Origin of the sequence: Streptomyces sp. NBC_00122 (assembly GCF_045160845.1) — a bacterium.
Taxonomy (GTDB): Bacteria; Actinomycetota; Actinomycetes; order Streptomycetales; family Streptomycetaceae; genus Streptomyces.
On sequence record NZ_CP108191.1, the window covers coordinates 1,153,704 to 1,170,027 of the forward strand.

Annotated in this window: 17 protein-coding genes; 7 read left to right on the plus strand and 10 right to left on the minus strand. The window is 70.7% G+C overall.

Annotated elements, in window-relative coordinates:
- The first annotated feature begins 1 nt into the window (after position 1).
- Complete coding sequence (locus OG737_RS05475; protein WP_405680111.1) at positions 2 to 679, plus strand: FadR/GntR family transcriptional regulator; 678 nt, start codon at positions 2 to 4, stop codon at positions 677 to 679.
- A gap of 34 nt (positions 680 to 713) precedes the next feature.
- On the opposite strand, the gene OG737_RS05480 is transcribed toward OG737_RS05475, so the two are convergent.
- The 3 genes from OG737_RS05480 to fabG form a co-directional block, all read right to left on the minus strand.
- A complete protein-coding gene (locus OG737_RS05480) occupies positions 714 to 1,145 on the minus strand; it encodes a hypothetical protein (protein ID WP_405680109.1) in 432 nt (143 codons plus the stop codon).
- 210 nt (positions 1,146 to 1,355) lie between these two features.
- Positions 1,356 to 2,126, minus strand: a complete 771-nt coding sequence (fabI, locus tag OG737_RS05485; protein ID WP_328924994.1) for an enoyl-ACP reductase FabI — start codon at positions 2,124 to 2,126, stop codon at positions 1,356 to 1,358.
- 5 nt (positions 2,127 to 2,131) lie between these two features.
- The gene (gene fabG, locus OG737_RS05490) at positions 2,132 to 2,851 is read right to left on the minus strand and encodes a 3-oxoacyl-[acyl-carrier-protein] reductase (RefSeq protein WP_328924995.1); all 720 of its coding nucleotides are present in this window, start codon (positions 2,849 to 2,851) and stop codon (positions 2,132 to 2,134) included.
- 145 nt (positions 2,852 to 2,996) lie between these two features.
- Here fabG and OG737_RS05495 point away from each other — a divergent pair, with 145 nt between their 5' ends.
- From OG737_RS05495 to tyrS, 3 genes are read left to right on the plus strand one after another with little or no spacing between them, the layout of a single operon-like run.
- The gene (locus OG737_RS05495) at positions 2,997 to 4,559 is read left to right on the plus strand and encodes a TldD/PmbA family protein (RefSeq protein WP_405921241.1); all 1,563 of its coding nucleotides are present in this window, start codon (positions 2,997 to 2,999) and stop codon (positions 4,557 to 4,559) included.
- Positions 4,556 to 5,959, plus strand: coding sequence for a metallopeptidase TldD-related protein (locus OG737_RS05500; protein WP_328924997.1), 1,404 nt, complete (start codon positions 4,556 to 4,558; stop codon positions 5,957 to 5,959). Before OG737_RS05495 ends, OG737_RS05500 begins: the two co-directional genes overlap by 4 nt.
- Before the next feature lie 52 nt (positions 5,960 to 6,011).
- Complete coding sequence (gene tyrS / locus OG737_RS05505; protein WP_405680108.1) at positions 6,012 to 7,280, plus strand: tyrosine--tRNA ligase; 1,269 nt, start codon at positions 6,012 to 6,014, stop codon at positions 7,278 to 7,280.
- A 107-nt stretch (positions 7,281 to 7,387) separates the two neighbouring features.
- Here tyrS and OG737_RS05510 read toward each other — a convergent pair whose 3' ends face one another.
- Positions 7,388 to 7,663, minus strand: a complete 276-nt coding sequence (locus OG737_RS05510; RefSeq protein WP_328924999.1) for a GlsB/YeaQ/YmgE family stress response membrane protein — start codon at positions 7,661 to 7,663, stop codon at positions 7,388 to 7,390.
- Positions 7,664 to 7,903: 240 nt separating this feature from the next.
- Here OG737_RS05510 and OG737_RS05515 point away from each other — a divergent pair, with 240 nt between their 5' ends.
- Positions 7,904 to 8,182 (plus strand): DUF3099 domain-containing protein, encoded by a 279-nt coding sequence (locus OG737_RS05515; RefSeq protein WP_328930224.1) that lies wholly within the window; start codon positions 7,904 to 7,906, stop codon positions 8,180 to 8,182.
- 133 nt (positions 8,183 to 8,315) lie between these two features.
- The gene (locus OG737_RS05520) at positions 8,316 to 8,555 is read left to right on the plus strand and encodes a hypothetical protein (RefSeq protein WP_405680107.1); all 240 of its coding nucleotides are present in this window, start codon (positions 8,316 to 8,318) and stop codon (positions 8,553 to 8,555) included.
- Between the two features lie 77 nt (positions 8,556 to 8,632).
- Here OG737_RS05520 and moaA read toward each other — a convergent pair whose 3' ends face one another.
- The 3 genes from moaA to OG737_RS05535 form a co-directional block, all read right to left on the minus strand.
- Positions 8,633 to 9,622 carry a GTP 3',8-cyclase MoaA gene (gene moaA, locus OG737_RS05525; RefSeq protein ID WP_328925001.1) on the minus strand — a complete coding sequence of 330 codons (990 nt, stop codon included), beginning with the start codon at positions 9,620 to 9,622 and terminating at the stop codon, positions 8,633 to 8,635.
- Between the two features lie 165 nt (positions 9,623 to 9,787).
- A complete protein-coding gene (locus OG737_RS05530) occupies positions 9,788 to 11,416 on the minus strand; it encodes a cation acetate symporter (protein ID WP_328925002.1) in 1,629 nt (542 codons plus the stop codon).
- Entirely contained in the window at positions 11,413 to 11,778 is a 366-nt protein-coding gene (locus tag OG737_RS05535) for a DUF485 domain-containing protein (RefSeq protein ID WP_328925003.1), read from the minus strand. Before OG737_RS05535 ends, OG737_RS05530 begins: the two co-directional genes overlap by 4 nt.
- A 257-nt stretch (positions 11,779 to 12,035) precedes the next feature.
- On the opposite strand from OG737_RS05535, the gene OG737_RS05540 reads away from it, so the two are divergent.
- Complete coding sequence (locus tag OG737_RS05540; RefSeq protein WP_328925004.1) at positions 12,036 to 13,577, plus strand: S8 family serine peptidase; 1,542 nt, start codon at positions 12,036 to 12,038, stop codon at positions 13,575 to 13,577.
- 67 nt (positions 13,578 to 13,644) lie between these two features.
- On the opposite strand, the gene OG737_RS05545 is transcribed toward OG737_RS05540, so the two are convergent.
- The 3 genes from OG737_RS05545 to OG737_RS05555 form a co-directional block, all read right to left on the minus strand.
- The gene (locus OG737_RS05545) at positions 13,645 to 14,688 is read right to left on the minus strand and encodes a zinc-dependent alcohol dehydrogenase family protein (protein WP_328925005.1); all 1,044 of its coding nucleotides are present in this window, start codon (positions 14,686 to 14,688) and stop codon (positions 13,645 to 13,647) included.
- A gap of 74 nt (positions 14,689 to 14,762) precedes the next feature.
- Entirely contained in the window at positions 14,763 to 15,437 is a 675-nt protein-coding gene (locus tag OG737_RS05550) for a lysoplasmalogenase (RefSeq protein ID WP_328925006.1), read from the minus strand.
- On the minus strand, positions 15,434 to 16,312 hold the full coding sequence (locus OG737_RS05555) for a sterol desaturase family protein (protein ID WP_405680106.1): 879 nt from the start codon (positions 16,310 to 16,312) through the stop codon (positions 15,434 to 15,436). The genes OG737_RS05550 and OG737_RS05555 overlap by 4 nt, the downstream gene beginning before the upstream one ends.
- Positions 16,313 to 16,324 lie beyond the last annotated feature (12 nt).

The following is a 16,324-nucleotide window of genomic DNA, read 5'->3' on the forward strand; positions in this document are numbered from 1 at the left end:
CATGCCGCTGACCTCGCCACGGCGCTCCGCGCTCGTCGACCAGGTGATCACCCAGTTGCGGAACCAGATCACCTCCGGCGAGTGGCCGGTCGGCGCCCGCATCCCCACCGAGCCGGAGCTGGTGGAGCTGCTCGGCGTCGCCCGCAACACGGTGCGCGAAGCCGTGCGTGCGCTCGCGCACAACGGCCTGCTCGACATCCGGCAGGGCTCGGGTACGTACGTCATCGCCACCAGCGAGCTGGCCGGGGTGATGCACCGCCGTTTCGCCGGGGCCGAGCCGCGGCACATCGCGGAGCTGCGCTCGACCCTGGAGTCCTCGGCGGCCCGGCTGGCGGCGGAGCGGCGCACCGAGCGGGACCTCGTACAGCTGGACGCGCTGCTCGCGCGGCGCGAGGAGGCCTGGGCGAGCGGGGACGCGGAGCTGTTCGTGGCGGCGGACGTGAGCCTGCACATGGCGGTGGTCACGGCCTCGCACAACGACGTGCTGGTCGAGCTGTACGCCGACCTCGGCGATCTCGTGGCGGACTGGCTGCGCGCGGACGTCGGGACCGAGCTGCACCCCTCCGCCCCTCTGGACCACGCCCGGCTGATCGAGGCGATCCGGCGGGGCGACGGGGACGCGGCCGCCTCGGAGGCGGCGGGTTACCCCTTCGCCTGCCTCGGCAAGGGCACCGCCTGAGGAACGGGAGGAACGGCCGGGGCCGTCGGGGCGGTCACGGCCGCTGGTGGCTGACCCAGGCCGAGCGGACCTCCTTCCAGCAGCGGCTGACGAGTTCGACGCGTCCGGCCGGGCCGACGGCCACGGCCGCGCCGTCGCCGTCCACGTCCCACCAGCGGTCGCATTCGACGTGCAGCCGCACCAGGTCGGTCTGCGGGTAGCCGTTGTGGCAGTGCGCCGTCACCTGCGAGCCGTTGATCTCGGTGTCGCAGTCGGCGCCGAAGAGCTCCCGGGGGTCGGGCCGCGCGGGCTGTACGGGTGGTTCGGCGGGGATGTCGGCGAGGTCCACCACGGCGGGGGCGGCCGCCTCGGGGCCGTACGCCGATTCCTCGCCCGGGGACTGCGCGAGCGCACCGGGACCCAGGAGTCCGGTCAGGATCACCGAGGTGAACAGCAGCGATAGCGTTCGGCTCGGTCTCGCGCGCACTCCCGTACCTCCTCCCCGCCGGAGCCGGGAAGATCCCGACTCGGTCAGTTTGCAGGTATCTGTCCTGGTTTTCGACTCGGGAAGATCCGGTCGCACGGCGAACATCCGATCGAGTGCGGCGCCGCGGGCCGCTCCGTGACCCACGAGAACGGCGGCGGCCGCGCCTCCCGGAAGGGAGGCGCGGCCGCCGCCGTACAGAGTGGGGAGCCGTCAGGCACCCATCGCGTGCAGGCCGCCGTCCACGTGGACGATCTCGCCGGTGGTCTTCGGGAACCAGTCCGAGAGGAGGGCGACGACGCCCTTGCCCGCCGGCTCCGGGTCGCTCATGTCCCACTCCAGCATGGAGCGGGAGTTCCAGACGTCCGCCAGCTCCGAGAAGCCGGGGATGGACTTCGCGGCCATCGAGCCGATCGGGCCGGCCGAGACCAGGTTGCAGCGGATATTCTCCTTGCCCAGGTCACGGGCGAGGTAGCGGCTGGTGGCCTCCAGCGCGGCCTTGGCCGGGCCCATCCAGTCGTACTGCGGCCAGGCGAACTGCGCGTCGAAGGTGAGGCCGACGACGGCCGCGCCCTCGTGCGGGAACAGCGGCTTGCAAGCCATGGTCAGCGACTTCAGCGAGAACGCCGAGACGTGCATGGCGGTGGCGACCGACTCGAACGGGGTGTTCAGGAAGTTGCCGCCGAGCGCGTCCTGCGGCGCGAAGCCGATGGAGTGCACGACGCCGTCGAGGCCGCCGAGCTCGTCGCGGACGAGGCCCTCCAGGCGGGCCAGGTGCTCGTCGTTGGTGACGTCGAGCTCGATCACCTTGACCGGCTTGGGCAGCTTCTTGGCGATGCGCTCGGTCAGCGTCGGGCGGGGGAACGCGGTCAGGATGACCTCGGCGCCCTGCTCCTGGGCCAGCTTGGCGGTGTGGAAAGCGATGGACGACTCCATCAGCACCCCGGTGATGAGGATGCGCTTGCCCTCGAGAATTCCGCTCATGGTGATCAGTGACCCATGCCCAATCCGCCGTCAACGGGAATGACGGCTCCGGTGATGTACGCGGCGTCGTCGGACGCCAGGAAGCTCACGGCTGCCGCGATCTCCTCGGGCTGCGCGTAACGGCCGAGCGGCACCTGGCCCACGATGCCCGCGCGCTGCTCGTCGGTGAGCACCTTAGTCATGTCCGTGTCGACGAAGCCGGGGGCGACCACGTTGAACGTGATGTTGCGCGAGCCCAGCTCACGGGCGAGTGAACGGGCGAAGCCGACCAGCGCGGCCTTGGAGGCGGCATAGTTGGCCTGGCCCGCCGAGCCCAGCAGTCCGACGACCGAGGAGATCAGGACGACGCGGCCCTTCTTGGCACGGAGCATGCCACGGTTCGCGCGCTTGACCACCCGGAAGGTGCCGGTGAGGTTGGTGTCGACGACCGAGGAGAAGTCCTCCTCGGACATCCGCATCAGCAGAGTGTCCTTGGTGATGCCCGCGTTGGCCACGAGCACCTCGACCGCGCCGTGCGCGTCCTCGATCTGCTTGTAGGCCTGCTCCACCTGCTCGGAGTCGGTGATGTCGCAGCGGACGGCCAGGACGCCGAGCGAGGTCAGTGCCTCCGGCGGCTCGCCGGACCGGTACGTGATCGCGACCTTGTCTCCGGCCTCCGCGAAGGCACGGGCGATGGCGAGGCCGATGCCCCGGTTTCCTCCGGTGACGAGAACCGAGCGGCTCAACGGATCACCCTTTCGCTAGCGGTCTGAATACCAAAAACCTATAGGCCGCTCCCCTCGTACGGAGAATCGACCTCCGACAGGGCCTTGCGGCGGGCTCTGTCGAGTCCCTACAGAAAGATGTAGGCACAAGAGCCCTGAGCGCGACATGATCGAGGCGACCGGCCCCGACCCCGGGAGGACTTCCGTGCCCCATTCCATCGACGCGGCCTTCACCGCACTGCCCTTGCGGGCGCTCGCCGACGCGGCGCTCGCCCGGGCGCGCGCACTGGGCGCCGAGCATGCCGACTTCCGGCTGGAGCGGATCCGCAGCGCCTCCTGGCGGCTGCGGGACGCCAAGCCCTCCGGCGGGTCCGACACCACCGACCTCGGCTACGCGGTCCGCGTGGTGCACGGAGGCAGCTGGGGGTTCGCCTCCGGTGTGGACCTGACCATGGACGCCGCCGCCAAGGTGGCCTCGCAGGCCGTGGCCATGGCGAAGCTGTCGGCCCAGGTGATCAAGGCCGCGGGCTCCGACGAGCGGGTGGAACTGGCCGAGGAGCCGGTGCACTCGGAGCGGACCTGGATCTCGGCCTACGACGTGAACCCCTTCGAGGTTCCCGACGCGGACAAGGCGGCGCTGCTCGCCGACTGGAGCTCGCGGCTCCTGGCGGCCGACGGAGTCGCGCACGTGGACGCCTCGCTGCTCGCCGTGCACGAGAACAAGTTCTACGCCGACACCGCGGGCACCGCGACCACCCAGCAGCGGGTCCGGATCCACCCGCAGCTCACGGCCGTCGCCGTGAACGCCACCACCGGCGAGTTCGACTCCATGCGCACCATCGCCCCGCCGGCCGGGCGCGGCTGGGAGTACCTGACGGGCACCGGCTGGGACTGGAACGCCGAGCTGGAGCAGATCCCCGGCCTGCTCGCCGAGAAGATGCGGGCGCCGAGCGTGGAGGCCGGGCGCTACGACCTGGTGGTGGACCCGTCCAACCTGTGGCTCACCATCCACGAGTCCATCGGCCACGCCACGGAGCTCGACCGGGCACTGGGCTACGAAGCGGCGTACGCGGGGACCTCCTTCGCCACCTTCGACCAGCTCGGCAAGCTCAAGTACGGCTCCTCGATCATGAACGTGACGGGTGACCGCACCGCCGAACACGGGCTGGCCACGATCGGCTTCGACGACGAAGGCGTCGAGGCGCAGAGCTGGGACCTGGTCAAGGACGGCACACTGGTCGGCTACCAGCTGGACCGGCGAATCGCGAAGCTGACCGGTCTCGGCCGCTCCAATGGCTGCGCGTACGCCGACTCCCCCGGGCACGTGCCCGTGCAGCGGATGGCGAACGTGTCGCTCCAGCCGGATCCGGGCGGTCTGTCCACCGAGGACCTCATCGGCGGGGTGGAGCGCGGCATCTACGTCGTCGGCGACCGCTCCTGGTCGATCGACATGCAGCGCTACAACTTCCAGTTCACCGGGCAGCGGTTCTTCCGCATCGAGAACGGCAAGCTGGCCGGGCAGCTGCGCGACGTCGCGTACCAGGCCACGACCACCGACTTCTGGGGCTCGATGGAGAAGGTCGGCGGCCCGCAGACCTACGTCCTGGGCGGCGCCTTCAACTGCGGCAAGGCCCAGCCGGGCCAGGTGGCCTCCGTCTCGCACGGCTGCCCGTCCGCGCTGTTCCGCGACGTGAACATCCTGAACACCACGCAGGAGGCCGGCCGATGAGCACCCCTTCGAACGGACGCACCAAGCCCCACGAGATCGTCGAGCGGGCCCTGGAGCTGTCCACCGCCGACGGCTGCGTCGTCATCGCCGACGAGGAGTCGAGCGCCAACCTGCGCTGGGCGGGCAACGCCCTGACGACGAACGGCGTCACCCGCGGCCGCACCCTCACCGTCATCGCCACGGTCGACGGCAAGGAGGGCACGGCCTCGGGGGTCGTCTCGCGCTCCGCCGTCACCGCCGCGGACCTGGAACCGCTGGTCCGGGCCGCCGAGGCGGCCGCGCGCGGGGCGGGTCCCGCCGAGGACGCCCAGCCGCTGGTGACGGGGACCCCGGCCTCGCCCGACTTCACGGACGCGCCCGCCGAGACCTCCTCGGCGGTGTTCGCGGACTTCGCGCCCGCCCTCGGCGAGGCCTTCGCCCGGGCCCGCGCGGGCGGCCGGGAGCTGTACGGCTTCGCCAACCACGAGCTGGTCTCCACGTACGTCGGCACCTCGACGGGCCTGCGGCTGCGCCACGACCAGCCCACGGGCACCCTGGAGCTCAACGCCAAGTCCCCCGACCGGCAGCGCTCGGCCTGGGCCGGCCGCGCGACCAGGGACTTCAAGGACGTGGACCCGACCGTGCTGGACGCGGAGCTGGCCGTGCGCCTGGGCTGGGCGGAGCGGAAGATCGAGCTGCCCGCCGGGCGGTACGAGACCCTGCTGCCGCCGACCGCCGTGGCCGATCTGCTGATCTACCAGATGTGGTCGGCGGCGGCCCGGGACGCGGTGGAGGGCCGTACGGTCTTCTCCAAGCCCGGGGGCGGCACCCGGATCGGCGAGAAGCTGTCGCAGCTCCCGCTGACCCTGCGCAGCGACCCGAACGCGCCGGGCCTGGAGTCCGCGCCGTTCGTGATCGCGCACAGCTCCGGGGACGACGCCTCGGTGTTCGACAACGGCCTGCCGGTCCCGTCCACCGAGTGGATCCGGGACGGGGAGCTGACCCGGCTGACCACGACCCGGCACACCTCCGGGCTGACCGGGCTGCCCCTCTCCCCCTCGTTCGGGAACCTGATCCTGGACGGGGGCGGCGACAAGTCGCTGGAGGAGATGGTGGCGGGCACCGAGAGGGGTCTGCTGCTGACCTGCCTCTGGTACATCCGCGAGGTCGACCCGGCCACCCTGCTGCTCACGGGCCTGACCCGGGACGGCGTCTACCTGGTGGAGAACGGGCAGGTCGTCGGCGAGGTCAACAACTTCCGGTTCAACGAGTCCCCCGTGGACCTGCTGTCGCGGGCCACGGAGGCCGGCCGGACCGAGAAGACCCTGCCGCGCGAGTGGGGCGACTGGTTCACCCGGGCCTCGATGCCGGCGCTGCGCATCCGGGACTTCAACATGAGCTCGGTCAGCAAGGGGGTCTGACCCACCTAGACTGGGCTTTGTTTTTCCCTACACCAAAGGAGTCGAGAGAACCGTGACGGACATCGTCGACGAACTGAAGTGGCGCGGGCTCTTCGCCCAGTCCACCGACGAAGAAGCGCTGCGCAAGGCGTTCGCGGACGGTCCTGTCACGTTCTATTGCGGCTACGACCCGACCGCGGCCTCGCTGCACGTGGGGCACCTGGTGCAGGTGCTCACCATGCGCCGGCTCCAGCTGGCGGGGAACCGGCCGCTCGCGCTGGTCGGCGGGGCCACCGGCCAGATCGGTGACCCCCGCCCGACCGCCGAGCGCACCCTGAACGACCCCGCGGTCATCGCGGAATGGGTGAACCGGCTGCGCTCGCAGATCGAACCGTTCCTGTCCTTCGAGGGCGAGAACGCGGCGGTCCTGGTCAACAACCTGGACTGGACGGCGGGCATGTCCGCGATCGAGTTCCTGCGGGACATCGGCAAGCACTTCCGCGTCAACAAGATGCTGACGAAGGACTCGGTCGCCAAGCGGCTGGAGTCCGACCAGGGCATCAGCTACACGGAGTTCAGCTACCAGCTGCTCCAGGGCATGGACTTCCTGGAGCTCTACCGGCGCCACGGCTGCGTGCTCCAGCAGGGCGGCTCCGACCAGTGGGGCAACCTGACGGCCGGTCTCGACCTGATCCACCGGGTCGAGCCGGGCGCGGTCGTGCACGCGATGGCGACCCCGCTGATGGTCAAGGCGGACGGCACCAAGTTCGGCAAGACCGAGGGCGGGGCCGTCTGGCTGGACCCGGAGATGACCACACCGTACGCGTTCTACCAGTTCTGGCTGAACGTGGACGACCGGGACATCTCCACCTACATGCGGATCCTGTCCTTCCGGAGCCGTGAGGAGCTGGAGGAGCTGGAGGCGCAGACCGCCGAGCGGCCGCAGGCGCGCGCCGCGCAGCGGGCGCTGGCGGAGGAGCTGACCACGCTGGTGCACGGCGCCGGCCAATGTGCCGCCGTGATCGCCGCGTCGAAGGCGCTGTTCGGCCAGGGCGACCTGGCCGAGCTGGACGAGGCCACGCTGGCCGCGGCCCTGTCCGAGCTGCCGCACGCCCAGGTGACGGAGCTCGGCCTGGTCGTGGACCTGATGGCGGAGACCGGTCTCGTCGCGAGCAAGTCGGCCGGCCGCCGGACCGTGAAGGAGGGCGGGGCCTACGTGAACAACGCGAAGGTCACGGCCGAGGACGCGGTCCCCGCCGAGGAAGACCTGCTGCACGGGCGCTGGCTGGTGCTGCGCCGCGGCAAGAAGAGCCTGGCGGCGGTCGAGGTCACCGGCGCCTGACGCGTCGCCACACCGCACGGCACGCGTCGGAGGGGCCGGCCGGACATGGGTCCTGGCCGGCCCCTCCGGCATGCCGGGGGCCGGCCAGGGCGTGCTCGAAACACGCCCTAAGTTGTCTGTCGCTTGCCCCGGACCGCCCCGTAGGCCATGTCGCCGAGACCGACGATCAGGACCGCCCCGGCGAGCTGCAGCAAGTGCCGGGTCCAGTCGATGCCCCTGGTGTCCGCGACACCGATCCAGGAGGCGACGGCATTGCCGATGACGGCGCCGATGATGCCGAAGAGGGTGGTCAGCCAGAGGGGCTGGTGCTGCTTGCCCGGCAGGATGGCCCGGGCTATCAAGCCCAGCACGAAACCGACGATGATCGCCCACAACCAAGACATGTCGAGCCTCCTCCCGGCGCGTTGTGCGCACGTGCGCCCAGTGTCGACCCGTGCGGCGTAACGCGCATTTCGAACACTCCATTCGAGCGACACCCCCTCTCCTCGCGGTCCGGGCGGCCGCGTACGGTGGGAGAGTCCGGGCCGGGAAGCGTCCGGCGGGTGATCGGGTGGTGGACTGTGGAGCGGACGAAGCGACAGAAGCGGAACGGGGCCGAGGTCTTCCGGATCACCGGTGCGCGGATGGGGCTCGCCGAGGACGTGCGGGGCCGCCAGCGACGCTATGTGATCTCGATGGCCATCAGGACCCTGTCGGTCATCGCGACCGTGCTCTTGTGGAACGTGCAGCGCCCGGTGGCGATCGTGACGCTGATCGCGGGCGCACTGCTGCCCTACGTGGCCGTGGTCATCGCCAACGCGGGGCGCGAGTCGGCCCCCTCGCTGCCCTCACACTTCGTCCCGGCGCCCGTGAGGCCTGCGCTGGAGGCGGAAAACCTCAAGAAAACCTCAGATCAATCATGAAGTTCCAGTGCACCGTACCGGGTCCTGCGTGACATACTGCCTACGCGCTCCGCATCCCCCGTCGGAGCGACGGACCGACGCCGGGCAGCTCCCCCCGTGGCTGCTCGGCGTCGCCTTTCCGTAGGGTTGAGGCGTGACCTCCCCTGATACCGAAACCCCCACATGCTCCGCCAAGGGCTGCCGCGACGCGGCCGTCTGGGTGCTGGCGTGGAACAACCCGAAGCTGCACACGCCGGAGCGGCGCAAGACCTGGCTGGCATGCGGGGAACACCGCGAACACCTCTCCCAGTTCCTGGGGGTCCGCGGTTTCCTCAAGGACGTCGTGAAGCTCGACGAGTGGGTGCAGCCGGAGGGCTCGGAGCGCGAGCGCTGACGGCTGGGCGCGCTGACGGCTGGGCGCGCTGGCGCTGGGCGCTGGGGGCTGGGCGCCGCCCTCCGGAACGGAAGGCCCTAGCCGCCGATCGCCGACATCGGGCGGTCGGGCTGCAGGAAGGTCGGGTCGTCGAGACCGGACCCGGCCTTCTTGCCCCACATCGCCACCTTCCACAGCCGGGCGATCTCCTCGTCCGGAGCGCCCGAGCGCAGGGCGGCGCGCAGGTCCGATTCCTCGGTGGCGAACAGGCACGTACGCACCTGGCCGTCGGCCGTGAGCCGCGTACGGTCGCAGGCGCCGCAGAACGGGCGGGTGACGGAGGCGATGACACCGACGGTGGCCGGGCCGCCGTCGACCACCCAGCGCTCGGCCGGGGCGGAGCCGCGCTCGTCGGCGCCCTCCTCGGTGAGCGTGAAGCGGGTGCGCAGGGACTGCAGGATGTCACCGGCGGTGATCATGCCGTCCCGCTTCCAGCCGTGCTGGGCGTCGAGCGGCATCTGCTCGATGAAGCGGAGCTCGTACTCGTTCTCCACGGCCCAGGCGAGCAGGTCGGGGGCCTCGTCGTCGTTGAGTCCCGGCATGAGGACCGCGTTGACCTTGACGGGGGTGAGGCCGGCCTCGCGGGCCGCGGCCATGCCGTCTATGACGTCCTTGTGACGGTCGCGGCGGGTGAGGGTCTTGAAGACGTCGGGCCGCAGGGTGTCCAGGGAAACGTTCACCCTGTCCAGGCCGGCGGCCTTCAGGGCCTGCGCGGTGCGCTTGAGGCCGATGCCGTTGGTGGTCAGGGACATCTTGGGGCGGGGCTCCAGGGCCGCGCACTGCTCGACGATCCCGACCAGGCCGGGGCGGAGCAGCGGCTCGCCGCCGGTGAAGCGGACCTCGGTGATGCCGAGCTGGGTGACCGCGATGCGGATCAGCCGCACGATCTCCTCGTCGCTCAGCAGGTCGGACTTGCCGAGCCACTGCAGGCCCTCCTCGGGCATGCAGTAGGTGCAGCGCAGATTGCATCGGTCGGTGAGCGAGACGCGCAGGTCAGTTGCGACGCGGCCATATGTGTCGAGAAGCACTGTGGGCCCCCTCCCCTGTCCGGAGCTGTGGCGATTCGATAGATCGAGCCTACGCGACGCCTGTGTCATGAAGGGGTCCCCGAATGAACGAGACGTAACGCGGCCGCGTCGTAGGGAAGTACGACACGGCCACGCACGGTGTTCGGTCGCATGCGTAGAGCCCGCTCAGTGTGCCCCGGTTCCCGTGAGGGAGCGGACCTCCAGCTCCGCGAACTTCTGGGGGTCCGCCTCCTCCTTCGACAGGACGGTTCCGAGCCAGCCCAGCAGGAAGCCGAGCGGGATGGAGATGATGCCCGGGTTCTCCAGCGGGAACCAGTAGAAGTCGGCGTCCTTGAACATCGAGGTGGGCTTCCCGGACACCACCGGGGAGAACAGCACCAGGCCGACCGCGGCGATCAGGCCGCCGTAGATGGACCACAGCGCTCCCTGGGTGGTGAAGCGCTTCCAGAAGAGGCTGTAGAGGATCGTCGGCAGGTTGGCCGAGGCGGCGACCGCGAAGGCGAGGGCGACCAGGCCGGCGACGTTCAGGTCGCGGGCGAGGGCGCCCAGGCCGATGGCGACGGCCCCGATGACCACGGTTGACCAGCGGGCGGCACGCACCTCCTCCTGCTCGGTGGCCTTGCCCTTGCGGATGACGTTCACGTACAGGTCGTGCGCGAAGGACGAGGAGGAGGCGAGGGTGAGGCCCGCGACCACCGCGAGGATGGTGGCGAAGGCGACCGCGGAGATCACGGCGAGCAGGACGGCGCCGCCCGTGGAGCCCGCGCCTCCGCCGATCTCCTGGGCGAGCAGCGGGGCCGCGGTGTTGCCGGCCTTGTTGGACTTGATGATGTCGTCCCGGTTCAGCAGGGCGGCGGCTCCGAAGCCGAGGGCGATCGTCATCAGGTAGAACCCGCCGATGATGCCGATGGCCCAGTTCACGGACTTGCGGGCGGCCTTGGCGGTGGGGACCGTGTAGAAGCGGATCAGGATGTGCGGCAGGCCGGCGGTGCCCAGGACCAGCGCGAGGCCGAGCGAGATGAAGTCCAGCTTGGTCAGCGAGTCCTTGCCGTACTTCATCCCGGGCTCCAGGAACTTGGTGCCCTGTCCGCTGTTCTCGGCGGCCCTGCCCAGCAGGTCGGAGATGTTGAAGTTGAACTTCAGCAGCACCAGGAAGGTGATCAGCAGGGCGCCCGCGATCAGCAGGACGGCCTTGATCATCTGGACCCAGGTGGTGCCCTTCATGCCGCCGATGGTCACGTAGAGGATCATCAGGACGCCGACCAGGGCGACGACGGCGACCTTGCCGCCGTCGCTGGTGATCCCCAGGAGCAGCGAGACGAGCACGCCGGCACCGGCCATCTGGGCGAGCAGGTAGAAGATCGAGACCACGATGGTGGAGGTGCCGGCGGCGGTGCGGACGGGCCGCTGGCGCATCCGGTACGCGAGGACGTCGCCCATCGTGTAGCGGCCGGAGTTGCGCAGCGGCTCGGCGACGAGCAGCAGGGCGACCAGCCAGGCGACGAGGAAGCCGATGGAGTAGAGGAAGCCGTCGTAGCCGAAGAGGGCGATGGCGCCGGCGATGCCGAGGAAGGACGCGGCGGACATGTAGTCGCCGGAGATGGCCAGGCCGTTCTGGAAGCCGGTGAACTGGCGGCCGCCCGCGTAGAAGTCGGCGGCGTCCTTGGTCTGGCGGCCGGCCCAGATCGTGATGATCAGGGTGGCGACGACGAACAGGCCGAAGAGGGTGATGATCAGCGGGCGGTGCTCGGTGGCACCGGCCGCGACCGTCGTCAGGTGGAGCGAGCCGCTCATTCGCCGGCCTCCATCCTCGCCTTGATGGCGGCCGCCTTGGGGTCGAGCTTGGTGGCGGCGTGCCGCGAGTACAGCCAGGCGATCAGGAAGGTCGTCGCGAACTGGGCGAGGCCGAGCACGAGGGCGACGTTGATGTTGCCGAAGAGCTTGGTCCCCATGAAGCCGCCCGCGTAGCTGGACAGCAGTACGTAGAGCAGGTACCAGGCGATGAAGGCCACGGTCAGCGGGAAGGCGAAGGAACGGTAGGAGCTGCGCAGTTCGGCGAACTCGGCGCTCTGCTGGACGTGTCCGAAATCTTCGGCCGTGGGGACCGCCGGGGGCGTTCCCGCGCTGCCTGGCGGCGGCGCTGCTTCGGTGGTCACGGGGGGTTCTCCTTGCGATGCGGACGCGGTGGGGACGACGGACAAAACAACCTCCGTGTGGGGGACGGTGGTGCCGAGCCCCCCTGTCAACGGCACGGCCGGCGCGTCGGGACGGTTCAACACCCGCTGTTTCTTTAGAGACTGATTTCTCGAACTGATGGCGCAGAAGCGAACACCGGCACTAGGTTCCACATGTCATGAACCCGTCCGCCGTGACCACGGCCGGGCGGTTTTTTCAAGGATGATGTGGAGAACCCATGGCTCATCTGGGATCCGGCCGCCGGCGTGCTCTCGCCGTTCCGGTCGGCCTGGCGCTCACCGCCTCGCTCGCCTTCCTGCCCTCGGTCGCGGCCTCCGCCGCTCCGCTGGGCAACACGGCGGACGCGGCCACGGCCTCCAAGGCCGAGACCACCGGGCCCAAGCTGTCGTACGTGGCGAACCTGAACACGTACGCCACGGTGACGGCGGCGAAGAAGGCCATCGAGCGTGCCGGCGGCACGGTGGTGACGGCGCACGAGCAGATCGGCGTCATCGTCGCGCACTCCCAGAACCCGGAGTTCGCCAAGCAGCTGCGGGCCCAGCGCGGACTGTTCGTGTCCGTGGGCGCCACCCGGACGGCCCCTCTGAAGACGGTGCAGACCACCGAGGAGGGCACCACGCAGAAGCTCAGCGCGGCGGACGCCGCCAAGGCGGCGGCGGACGCGGCGCCGGGGCAGGAGCCGCTGGAGTCCAACCAGTGGGACCTCCGGGCGATCAAGGCCGACCAGGCTCACAAGATCAACGATGGCAGCCCGGACGTCACGGTGGGCATCATCGACACGGGTGTCGACGACACCCACCCCGATCTCGCCGCGAACTTCTCCAAGGAGCAGTCGGCCAACTGCGTCGGCGGTGTCCCGGACACCACCGAGGGCGCCTGGCGTCCGTACGCGGACGGCAGCGACCACGGCACGCACGTGGCCGGCACCATCGGCGCCCCGCGCAACGGCGTGGGCGTCAGCGGTGTCGCGCCCGGTGTGAAGCTCGCCGCGATCAAGGTGAGCGAGCCCGGGACCAGCCTGTTCTACACCGAGGCGGTCGTCTGCGGCTTCATGTTCGCCGCCGAGAAGGGGATCGAGGTGACCAACAACAGCTACTACGTCGACCCCTGGTACTTCAACTGCAAGACGGACGACGACCAGAAGGCGCTGGTGGAGGCCCTCACCCGGGCGAGCAACTACGCCCAGCGCAAGGGCGTGCTGAACGTCGCCGCGGCCGGCAACGAGAACTTCGACCTGGCGTCCGACTCGATCGTCGACGACACCAGCCCGAACGACACGACCCCGACGCCGCGCACGATAGACCCGCGCGTCTGCCTGGACGTGCCGACCCAGCTGCCGGGCGTGGTCACCGTGACCGCGACCGGTGACAAGGGCTTCAAGTCGTACTACTCCAGCTTCGGCCTGGGCGTGGCGGACGTCGCGGCCCCCGGCGGCGACAAGTGGCAGATACCGGCCACCCCGGACGCCAACGGCCGCGTGCTGTCCACCATCCCGGGCGGCTACGGCTACAAGCAGGGCACCTCGATGGCCACCCCGCACGTCGCGGGCGTCGCGGCCCTGCTCAAGAGCGCGCACCCGTCGGCCACGCCGGCGCAGCTCCAGGCGATGCTCAAGGGCCAGGCCACCAAGACGGCCTGCCCGGCCCAGGTCTACGACGCGACCGGCGCTCTGATCAACGCCACCACCTGCGTGAGCAAGTGGGGCCAGACCGGCTACTACGGCTACGGCGTGGTCGACGCGCTCAAGGCCGTGCAGTAACACCTGGCAGGCGTAGTACGCGAGAGGGCCGGGCGGGGGTCGCCCCCGCCCGGCCCTCATCGCTCGTTCAGGGCTTGATCAGCACCTTGAGCGCGCTGCGGTCGTCCATCGCGCGGTAGCCGTCCGGGACCTCGTCCAGGGACACGGCCCGGTCGAAGACGGGCGACGGGTCGATCGCGCCACTGAGCACGTCGTCCAGCAGCTCCGGGATGTAGGCGCGGACGGGGGCCACGCCGCCGCGCAGGGTGATGTTGCGGTCGAACATGACGCCGAGGTCGAGGCCGGTGCCGCTGCCGTGCGGGACACCGACGTAGCCGACGGCCCCGCCGTCGCGGGTGATGTTCACGGCGGTGCGCATGGACTGCTCGGTGCCGACCGCCTCGATGACCGCGTGCGCGCCCCGGCCGCCGGTGAGCTCGCGCACGGCCGCCTCGGCGGCCTCGCCGCGCACGGCGACCACATCGGTGGCCCCGAAGAGCCGGGCTATGTCCGTACGGACGGTGTGGCGGCCCAGTGCGATGATCCGCTCGGCGCCCAGGCGCTTGGCGGCGAGGACGCCGCACAGGCCGACCGCGCCGTCACCGACGACGGCGACCGTGGAGCCCGGGCGCACCCCGGCGCCCAGGGCCGCGTGGTGCCCGGTGCCCATGACGTCGGAGAGCGCGAGCAGCCCGGTGAGCAGGTGGTCGTCGGAGGCGGCCTCGGCGGGCAGCTTGACCAGGGTGCCGTCGGCGTGCGGGACGCGGACGGCCTCGCCCTGGCCGCCGTCGTGGCCGACCGAGCCCCAGAAACCGCCGTGGTCGCAGGAGGTGAACAGACCCTCCTTGCAGTACTCGCAAGTGCCGTCCGACCACATGAAGGGCGCGACGACCAGGTCTCCGGCGCGCAGGCCGGACACGTCGGGGCCGGTCTCCTCGACGATGCCCAAGAACTCGTGGCCGATGCGCTGGCCGGGCTGGCGCTCGGCCTCGCCGCGGTAGGCCCACAGGTCGCTGCCGCAGATGCAGGCACGCAGGACGCGGACGACGGCGTCCCCGGGTCGCCGTATCGCGGCGTCCGGCACCTCCTCCACGCGTATGTCGTGCGGGGCGTGGATGACGGTGGCGCGCATGGTGGTGCTTCCCTCGTGTCGGCCGACCGGGTCGGTCGGTCTTGACTGTGCTGCCCTTGTGGGGCCGGCCTACCTTACGCCTGTTCGCGGGCCGGGCTGCCCGTGGCCAGCAGGTACTGGGCGGCCGCGTAGGTGGCCATGATCCAGAAGTCCGGGCGGGGAAGCTGGGGCCAGTCGGCGACGCCGGTGGCGATGAGGGTGTCCGACAGCAGGAACAGCGCCCCGCCCACCCCGGCCCGCAGGCCGAAGGCACTTGAGCGGTAGGCCATGGCGGCCAGGAGCAGGCTGTACCCGGCGACGGGGATGCGCAGGTCGGCGGGGAGGTCTCCCCAGAGCAGCGCGACGGTCCCCAGGAGCGCGAGCCCGTACCCGCCGCCGAGCAGGGCGTTGGTGCCGCGCCGGCCGAAGAGCACGAGGTAGCAGACGTGCCCGGCGGCGAAGGAGCCCATGCCGATCAGGAAGGCGGGCTCGGCGTCGAAGAGCAGGGCGAGGTCCCCGCCCCAGCCGAAGAGCAGGGCGGCGACCAGCAGGCGGGGGGCGCCGCGGGTGATCACGTACGCCACCAGCAGCGGCATCAGCAGCGGCTTCGCGAGGACGTGCCCGAGGTGCCAGCCGGCGAGCAGCGAGCCGAGGTCGGCGGCGGTGGCCGCGGCGAAGGCGCCGAGCAGCACCCGGCCGGCGAGGCCGCCGCCGGCGGCGGTCGCGGTGCGGGCCGCCCACGACGGCGTACGGGACTCGGTGGCGCTCACGCGGCGTGCTCCGGTGCGGTGGCCGGCTGGGCTGCCTGGGCCGCCGGGGCGGGCTGCCAGCCGGGGCCGCCGAAGACCCGTCCGGCGCGCTCGCGCCAGCTCGTGGCGGCCCGGACGTCGCGGGCGATGGCGGCGTACTCGTGGGTGGCCACGCGCAGCGGGTTGTAGGTGTTGATGTTCTTCGTCAGACCGAAGACTGGCTTGTCGGTCTCCCCCACCCAGGAGCCGAACATCCGGTCCCAGATGATCAGGATCCCGGCGAAGTTGCGGTCCAGGTAGCCGCCCTGGGAGGCGTGGTGGACGCGGTGGTGGGAGGGGGTGTTGAAGACGTACTCGACGGGCCGCGGCAGCTTGTCGATCCGCTCGGTGTGGATCCAGAACTGGTAGACGAGGTTGACCGAGTAGCAGAAGGCGACGGCGGCGGGGTGCACGCCGAGCGCGATCATCGGCAGGTAGAACGGCCAGGAGGTGGCGCTGGTCCACGGCTGGCGCAGGGCGGTGGTGAGGTTGAACTTGCGGCTGCTGTGGTGAACGACGTGGCAAGCCCACAGGACGCGGATGACGTGGTGGCCGCGGTGCTGCCAGTAGTAGAGGAAGTCCTGCGCGAGCAGCATCAGCAGGACGGTCCACCACAGGACGGGCACGCGCAGGGGCGTCAGCTCGTAGACGGCGGTGTAGATCGCGACGACGGGGATCTTCCAGAGGAAGTCGAAGACGAGGCTGCCGATTCCCATGCCGAGGCTGGTGACGGCGTCCTTGGTCTCGTACCCGGCGGCGTCCTCGTCGGGATGGATGCGGTAGCTCACCATCTCCAGGACGGTGAGCAGCACAAAGGCCGGTATGGACCACAGCACGACATCGGGCAGGTTCGGCATGTCCGCACCATA